The sequence below is a fragment of the Mesorhizobium silamurunense genome, from assembly GCF_014843825.1.
GTDB classification, from domain to species: Bacteria; Pseudomonadota; Alphaproteobacteria; order Rhizobiales; family Rhizobiaceae; genus Mesorhizobium; species Mesorhizobium silamurunense.
On sequence record NZ_JHQR01000291.1, the window covers coordinates 1 to 7,080 of the forward strand.

The 7,080-nt window shown below is 64.6% G+C and carries 6 protein-coding genes and 1 pseudogene; 2 read left to right on the forward strand and 5 right to left on the reverse strand.

Going from position 1 to position 7,080, the window contains the following annotated elements; all coding sequences use genetic code 11:
* From DH10_RS29590 to DH10_RS29605, 4 genes and pseudogenes are all read right to left on the reverse strand, one after another.
* Positions 1–204, reverse strand: a pseudogene (locus tag DH10_RS29590) (DUF2865 domain-containing protein); the annotation flags it as partial.
* Positions 205–253: 49 nt separating this feature from the next.
* Positions 254–664, reverse strand: coding sequence for an MAPEG family protein (locus tag DH10_RS29595; RefSeq protein ID WP_192254010.1), 411 nt, complete (start codon positions 662–664; stop codon positions 254–256).
* A 121-nt stretch (positions 665–785) separates the two neighbouring features.
* Positions 786–3,110 (reverse strand): NADP-dependent malic enzyme, encoded by a 2,325-nt coding sequence (locus DH10_RS29600; protein ID WP_192254012.1) that lies wholly within the window; start codon positions 3,108–3,110, stop codon positions 786–788.
* A 174-nt stretch (positions 3,111–3,284) separates the two neighbouring features.
* Positions 3,285–4,064 carry an SDR family oxidoreductase gene (locus tag DH10_RS29605; RefSeq protein ID WP_192254016.1) on the reverse strand — a complete coding sequence of 260 codons (780 nt, stop codon included), beginning with the start codon at positions 4,062–4,064 and terminating at the stop codon, positions 3,285–3,287.
* A 151-nt stretch (positions 4,065–4,215) separates the two neighbouring features.
* Here DH10_RS29605 and DH10_RS29610 point away from each other — a divergent pair, with 151 nt between their 5' ends.
* Positions 4,216–5,013 (forward strand): UDP-2,3-diacylglucosamine diphosphatase, encoded by a 798-nt coding sequence (locus tag DH10_RS29610; RefSeq protein WP_192254055.1) that lies wholly within the window; start codon positions 4,216–4,218, stop codon positions 5,011–5,013.
* Between the two features lie 149 nt (positions 5,014–5,162).
* Positions 5,163–6,377, forward strand: a complete 1,215-nt coding sequence (locus tag DH10_RS29615; RefSeq protein WP_192254018.1) for an MFS transporter — start codon at positions 5,163–5,165, stop codon at positions 6,375–6,377.
* Here DH10_RS29615 and DH10_RS29620 read toward each other — a convergent pair.
* The coding region (locus DH10_RS29620) for a dipeptide epimerase (protein WP_192385635.1) at positions 6,348–7,080 on the reverse strand (733 nt) is incomplete at its 5' end. The two genes, DH10_RS29615 and DH10_RS29620, sit on opposite strands and share 30 nt — an antisense overlap.

Genomic DNA, 7,080 nt, shown 5'->3' on the forward strand with positions numbered 1-7,080 from the left:
TTGCTCGCGCTGGCGGGCGATCGCGTCGTCATATTTGCGGATCAGGCCCGGGCCGCCCCCACCCCCGCTTGCGGCGGCGAGTTCGGCTTCGAGTTGGCGGCACGTGCGGGAGGCTGCTTGCGGCTCGGTCACGGCCACGGCTGAACCCGCCAGCGCTGCAAGCAGCGCCGCAAGGTGGGTCAGCTTCAACCCCGCGCCTTTCATTCGCCTGAAACCCCGATTGCCTGTGGCCGGAAGGCTACCGTGTTCGTGGTTAACTGTTTCCTAGTAAAGGCCACACCGATGCCAGCAAAAGCATGACGATTCCAACAAACGCAACGTTCCAAACGAGCGAGCGGAGCAGGGGAACGCCGAATGCATAGAGCGGAAGATAGACCAGCCTGGCCGAAAAATAGAGTCCGGCTCCCCACTTACTGAGCGCGGTCTCGTGGCCAGCCGCGTGGACAAGAAAAACCGCCGCCACGAACACCGGAAATGTCTCGACGAAGTTTCGCAGTGCCCTTTCCAGGCGCCCCGCTATCCCTGTGAGCGGAGGGACTTCGGCGTCTCGGGCGCTGGCCGTCCAGCGGTAACCTCGCTGGAAGCTCGCCGAATGCGAGGCGAGAACAATGTGAACGAAACAGAGCACGCAACTTGCGGCGAGCATGGCTAGTTCGAAGCTCATTCAACCCTCGCACCTGCCCATTCGTCTTTCGCGCTTGAATATCGAAACGTGACAGTGTGGCCGCGATGGCCGCCACCAACTTACGATGAAGCACCATCGGTGTTTACGGCCAAAGTGGTCCTCAACCCAGATTGGCGATCGCCTGCGCCTTGTGCGCGGCTTCCACCACCGCCAGCGCCGTCATGTTGACGACGCCGCGCGAGGTCACCGAAGGCGTCAGGATGTGCGCGGGCTTGTCGGTGCCGAGCAGGATCGGCCCGACATGCAGCGCGTCCATCATGGCGCGCAGCGCCGTCAGCGTGATGTTGGCCGAATCGAGGTTCGGGAACACCAGGAGATTGGCTTCCCCTTTCAGCCGCGAATGCGGGTAGACGCGCTGGCGCAGATGCTCCGAAAGAGCGGAGTCGGCATGCATCTCGCCATCGCACTGCAAATCCGGCGCGATGCGGGCGAGGATCGACGCCGCCTGGCGCATCTTCAGCGCGCCGGGCGAATCGCGCGAGCCGAAATCCGAATGCGACAGAAGCGCTGCCTTCGGTTCGATGCCGAAGCGCTGGATCTCTTCCGCCGCCAGCACGGTCATCTCAGCGATTTCCTCCGCCGTCGGATCGACCGAGACATGGGTGTCGGTGAGGAAGATGATGCCGCGCTGCGAGATCAGCATCGACAACGTCGAGAGATCGCGGTCCTTGATGCCGGGACGCGGCCCGATGATCAGCGTGACATTGCGCAGATGCCGCTCGAAGCGGCCTTCGAGCCCGCAAATCATCGCATCCGCATCGCCGCGCTTCAGCGCCAGCGCGGCGATCACCGTATTGTTGGTGCGCACCATGGTGCGGGCGGCTTCCGTCGTGATACCGCGGCGGCCGGCGAGCTCGATCAAGAGATCGACATAGTGGCGGTAGCGCGGATCGTCTTCCGGGTTGATCAGGCCGAAATCGACGCCCGGCCGGATGCGCAGGCCGTAGCGTTTCAGCCGCACCTCCACGACATGCGGGCGGCCGATCAGGATCGGCTCGGCGATGCCTTCCTCCAGCACTACCTGCGCCGCCCGCAGCACGCGCTCGTCCTCGCCATCGGCGTAGATGACGCGCTTGGCGCTCGAGGTCTTGGCCGACGAGAACACCGGCTTCATCACCAGGCCGGAGCGGAAGACGAAGCGGTTGAGCTTGTCGATATAGGCGGCGAAATCGGCGATCGGCCGCGTCGCGACGCCGGTGTCGCAGGCGGCTTTCGCCACCGCCGGCGCGATGCGCAGGATAAGGCGCGGGTCGAAGGGCGAGGGGATCAGGAAGTCCGGGCCGAACACCGGCGTCTCGCCGGAATAGGCGCGCGCGGCGACATCCGAAGGCTCTTCGCGGGCGAGGGCCGCGATCGCCCTGACCGCGGCCATCTTCATCTCCTCGTTGATGGCGCTCGCGCCGCAGTCCAGCGCGCCGCGGAAGATGTAAGGAAAGCACAGCACGTTATTGACTTGATTGGGAAAATCGGAGCGCCCGGTGCAGATCATGGCGTCCGGCCGGGCCGCCCTTGCCACCTCCGGCATGATCTCCGGCGTCGGGTTGGCGAGCGCCAGGATCAGCGGCTTCGGCGCCATGTGCTGCAGGAGCCCGGGCTTCAGCACGCCGGCGGCGGAGAGGCCGAGGAAGACGTCGGCGCCGGTGATGACATCGGCCAACGTGCGCGCTTCCGTGTCCTTCACATAAGGGTCTTTCCAGCGATCCATCTCCTCGACGCGGCCCTTGTAGGCGACGCCGAAACGGTCGGTGACCCAGATGTTTTCCACCTTGGCGCCGAGCGAGACCAAGAGGTTGAGGCAAGCGAGCGCCGCGGCACCGGCGCCGGAGGTCACGATCTTGATGTCGGCAATCGTCTTGCCGGCGAATTCGAGCCCGTTGAGCACCGCCGCCGCGACGATGATCGCCGTGCCGTGCTGGTCGTCATGGAAGACCGGAATGCTCATGCGCGCCTTCAGCCGCTCCTCGACCTCGAAGCATTCCGGCGCCTTGATGTCCTCGAGGTTGATGCCGCCGAAGGTCGGCTCGAGCGCGGCGACGGTCTCGACCATGCGCTCGATCTCGGGCGCGTCGATCTCGATGTCGAAGACGTCGATGCCGGCGAATTTCTTGAACAGCACCGCCTTGCCCTCCATCACCGGCTTGGAGGCGAGCGGGCCGATATTGCCCAGCCCAAGCACCGCCGAGCCGTTGGAGACGACGCCGACCAGGTTGGCGCGCGCCGTGTAGTCGGCGGCGGTCGACGGGTCGTCGCGTATCTCGAGGCAAGGGGCGGCCACGCCCGGCGAATAGGCAAGCGCGAGATCCCGCTGGTTGCCGAGCGGCTTCGTCGCCTGGATTTCGAGCTTTCCCGGGGTGGGGTACTTGTGGAAGAAGAGCGCGGCCTCGTCGAGGTCCGATCGGGCCGTTTTCTTGCTCTCGCCGTCCATTCGCGGCCCTCCCTGCGCTTCCTGCTTTCGAGCCTTTTAGCACGCGGCGGCGATTCTTCGCGACGCCAAATCACTCTGTCGGCGTTCACATTGCCGAAGCTGAAATAGGCGAGTTATTTCAGCCGTTTGAGGCAAGGTCCTCTGGTTTTGGCGGCAGCCGCGGGACCGACCCGGTCAGAACGCGCTGACATAGAGGCCGCCGTCAACCGGGATGTTCTGTCCAGTGAGATAGCCGGCGTGGACCGAGCACAGGAAGGCGCAGATCTGGCCGAATTCCTCCGGTGTGCCGAGACGCTTTGCCGGCACATCGGCGCTGATGCGGGCCTTCCGCGCGGCTGCCGCCGCCGGGTCTTCCGGCGTCCCGGCCTCATGCGCGCCGCGCAGCCGGTCGGTGTCGAGCTTGCCGGGCAACAGGCTGTTGATGGTGACGTTGCGGTCGATCACCGTGCGCGCCACGCCGGCAAGGAACGAGGTCAGGCCGGCACGGGCGCCCGATGACAGGTCGAGCCCCGGAATCGGCACATAGACCGACAGCGAGGTGATGTTGACGATGCGGCCGAAGCCGCGCTTGGCCATGCCGTCGATCACCGCCTGGATCAGCTCGATCGGCGTCACCATGTTCTGCGTCACGCCTTCGAGGATCTTTGCGCGGTCGAGCTCCCGGAAATCGCGAAGCGGCGGGCCACCATTGTTGTTGACCAGGATGGCCGGGTCAGGGCAGGCGGCGAGCAGCGCCTTCTGCACCTCCGGCTTCGAGACGTCACCGGCGATCTCGACCACCTCGACGCCGAATTTTTCGCGGATTTCCTGCGCGGTCTTCGCCAGCAGCTCGGCGTTGCGGCCGTTGACGACGAGGTCGACGCCGGCTTCGGCCAGCGCGATGGCGCAGCCGCGCCCAAGTCCCTTGCTCGAAGCGCAAACGATGGCCTTCTTGCCGCGAATGCCGAGATCCATGGTGGTTTCTCCTTTTTTGAGGCCGGCAAGCTAGCGCCTGGGCTGGACCAACCGCAACCGTCATACGGTTGTTGCATGAATCGAGGCATAGGCACGCGAAAGAAAGGTGGAAATCGCGATGTCCGGTCCAGAGCCCCGCACTTTTCGCACCATGTTCATTTCCGACGTGCATCTCGGCTCGAAAGCGGCCAAGGCCGATTTCCTGATCGATTTCCTGCGCCACCACGACGCCGATACCATCTATCTGGTCGGCGACATCGTCGACGGCTGGCGCCTGCGGCGCAGCTGGCATTGGCCGCAGAGCCACAACGACGTGGTGCAAAAATTGCTGCGCAAGGCGCGCAAGGGCGCCTTGATCACCTACATCGCCGGCAACCACGACGAGTTCGCCCGCCAGTTCCAGGGCGTGCATTTCGGCGGCATCGTCGTTGCCGACCGCGCCGTCCACGAGACCGCCGACGGCAGGCGGCTGCTCGTCATCCATGGCGACCAGTTCGACACGGTGGTGCACAACCAGCGCTGGCTCGCCTATCTCGGCGACTATGCCTATGACACGGCAATGCTGGTCAATCGGGTCGTGACCAAGCTGCGCCATCTGCTGGGCCTGCCTTACTGGTCGTTCTCGTCCTGGGCCAAGGTCAAGGTCAAGAAGGCGGTGAACTTCATCGGTTCGTTCCAGACGGTGCTCTCCGAGGAGGCGCGGCGCTCGCATGTCGACGGCGTCATCTGCGGCCACATCCACCATGCCGCGATCGAGAACTATGGCGACGTGCAGTACATCAACACCGGCGACTGGGTGGAAAGCTGCACGGCTGTGGTCGAGCATTTCGACGGCCGCATGGAAATCCTGACCTGGGCGCATGTGCTGCCCGAGGTTGCATCCGGCAAGGATGCGCCGGTGCCCGTCGATATCGTCGATCTCAAGGGCAGGGCGGTCAAGGCAGCCTGAGCGCCTTTGCGCCTTCTCGGGCCGAGGCTCCTTGTCTTTCAACAGCTTTAGCCTGATCGATTGGTCCAGGCAGTTCCGCCGCGCCTTGCCTCATGTTAGGGATCGAAACGCGTTGCGGGTCGTGGAATGCAGCGTAATTGGATCGATTCATGTCGCTGCCGCCGCTATCGCCTGAACAACTCGTCAAGCCCGCCCATTTCGAACTGCGCATGAGCCTGATCTTCGCGACATTGTTCGTGTCGCAGGGGACGCATCTGCCCTATTTTCCGCTCTGGCTGCAGGCAAAAGGTTTTCATGCCGAACAGATCGCCGTCATCCTGGCCGCGCCGATGTTCCTGCGCGTCGTGACGACGCCGATGCTCACCGCGCTTGCCGACCGGGCGAAGGATCGGGCCGATGTCTATATCGCGCTGGTCGCGGCATCGATGATCCTTTCAGCCGGCTACTTCCTGCCGGCCACCTATGCGATCGTGCTCGCCATCTCGCTGCTTTTGACGATCCCCTGGACACCGCATTCGCCGATGGCCGATTCGCTGGCGCTGTCGGGCGTGCGCCGCTTCGGCTCCAACTACACCGCCATGCGCAAATGGGGTTCGATCTCCTATCTCTGCGCCAATGTGGTGGGTGGCTTCATCCTGGCAGCCACGGGCCCTCAAGCTGTTCCGGCGATCATCTTCGTGGCCCTTGCCGCGGCCCTTGTCGCGGGACTGTGGGCGCCGCGCATGGGCAAGCCCCGCAAGGCGTCGCCGTTGTCGGCGACCGACATCCAGCATTCCGCCCCGAGCCTCTTCAACGCCTATTTCCTCTATTTCACGCTCGGCGTCGGCATCATCACCGCCAGCCACGCCTTTCTCTACGGCTTCGTGTCGATCTACTGGAAGTCGATCGGCATCGGCGATTCCGTCGTCGGGCTGCTGTGGGCCTGGGGTGTGGTCTCCGAGGTCTGCATGTTTGTGTTCTTCAACCGCATTTTCGCTTCCGTCTCGGTCGTCAGGGTCATGGTGCTCGCCGGCATCGGCTCGATCGTGCGATGGATCGCCTTTCCACTGGTCTGGCCGCTCGGCCTGGGAATCGCCGGCTTCTTCGGCGTCCAGGCGCTGCATTCGGTGTCGGTGGCGATGGTGCTGATCGGCTTGCAGAAAATGATCGGCGAAACGGTGTCCGAAGAGCGCACGGGCGCGGCGCAAGGCATCGCCTTTTTCTTCAACGGCTTCTTCATGGCCGCGGTGACGCTTGCCTCCGGACCGCTCTATGACCGTCTCGGTGTTGACGGGTTCCTGGCGATGATCCCGATCGCGATCATCGGCCTGGTGCTGATCGGCCTTGCCGCGCGCTCAGCCCCACAGCGCCCGCTCAGGGGGTGACACCAGCGATCCCTGGTAGACCAGGCCGGGCTCGCGGTCACGCGCCAAGAGCAACGGCCCGTCGAGGTCGACGAAGTCGGCTCCTTGAGCCAGCAGCACGGCCGGCGCCATGGCAAGCGACGTGCCGACCATGCAGCCCACCATGATGCCGAAACCCAGTTCTCGTGCGCGGTCGCGAAGGATCAGCGCTTCGGTCAGGCCGCCAGACTTGTCGAGCTTGATGTTGACGGCGTCGTAGAGGCCGACCAGCGCTTCGAGGTTCTTCGCCTCATGCACGCTTTCGTCGGCGCATATCGGCACCGGATGCGCGATCTTGCGCAAGATGGCGTCGCGGCCGGCGGGCAGCGGCTGCTCGATGAGCGCTATGCCGTGCTCGGCGGCAAAGGCAAGGTTTTCCGCGATGTTGTCATCCGTCCAGCCCTCGTTCGCGTCGAGGATGATACGGCTTTGCGGCGCGGCTTCCGTCACCGCGCGGATCCTTGCCGTGTCGTTGTCACCGCCGATCTTGACCTTGAGCAGTGGCCGCGATGCATTGGCTCGTGCCTGCGCGGCCATCGCCTCAGGCTCGGCGAGCGACAGCGTGTAGGCGGTTTCCAGCGCCTTCGGCGAAACAGCGCCGATCGCGTCCGCCACCGGCCTGCCGCTCAGCTTGGCCTCGAGGCCCCACAAGGCGCAGTCGACGGCGTTGCGTGCCGCGCCGGCC

Coding starts and splice junctions, on each gene's coding strand:
- DH10_RS29595 (WP_192254010.1), bottom strand. CDS start 664: ATGAGCTTCGAACTAGCCATGCTCGCCGCAAGTTGCGTGCTCTGTTTC.
- DH10_RS29600 (WP_192254012.1), bottom strand. CDS start 3,110: ATGGACGGCGAGAGCAAGAAAACGGCCCGATCGGACCTCGACGAGGCC.
- DH10_RS29605 (WP_192254016.1), bottom strand. CDS start 4,064: ATGGATCTCGGCATTCGCGGCAAGAAGGCCATCGTTTGCGCTTCGAGC.
- DH10_RS29610 (WP_192254055.1), top strand. CDS start 4,216: ATGTTCATTTCCGACGTGCATCTCGGCTCGAAAGCGGCCAAGGCCGAT.
- DH10_RS29615 (WP_192254018.1), top strand. CDS start 5,163: ATGTCGCTGCCGCCGCTATCGCCTGAACAACTCGTCAAGCCCGCCCAT.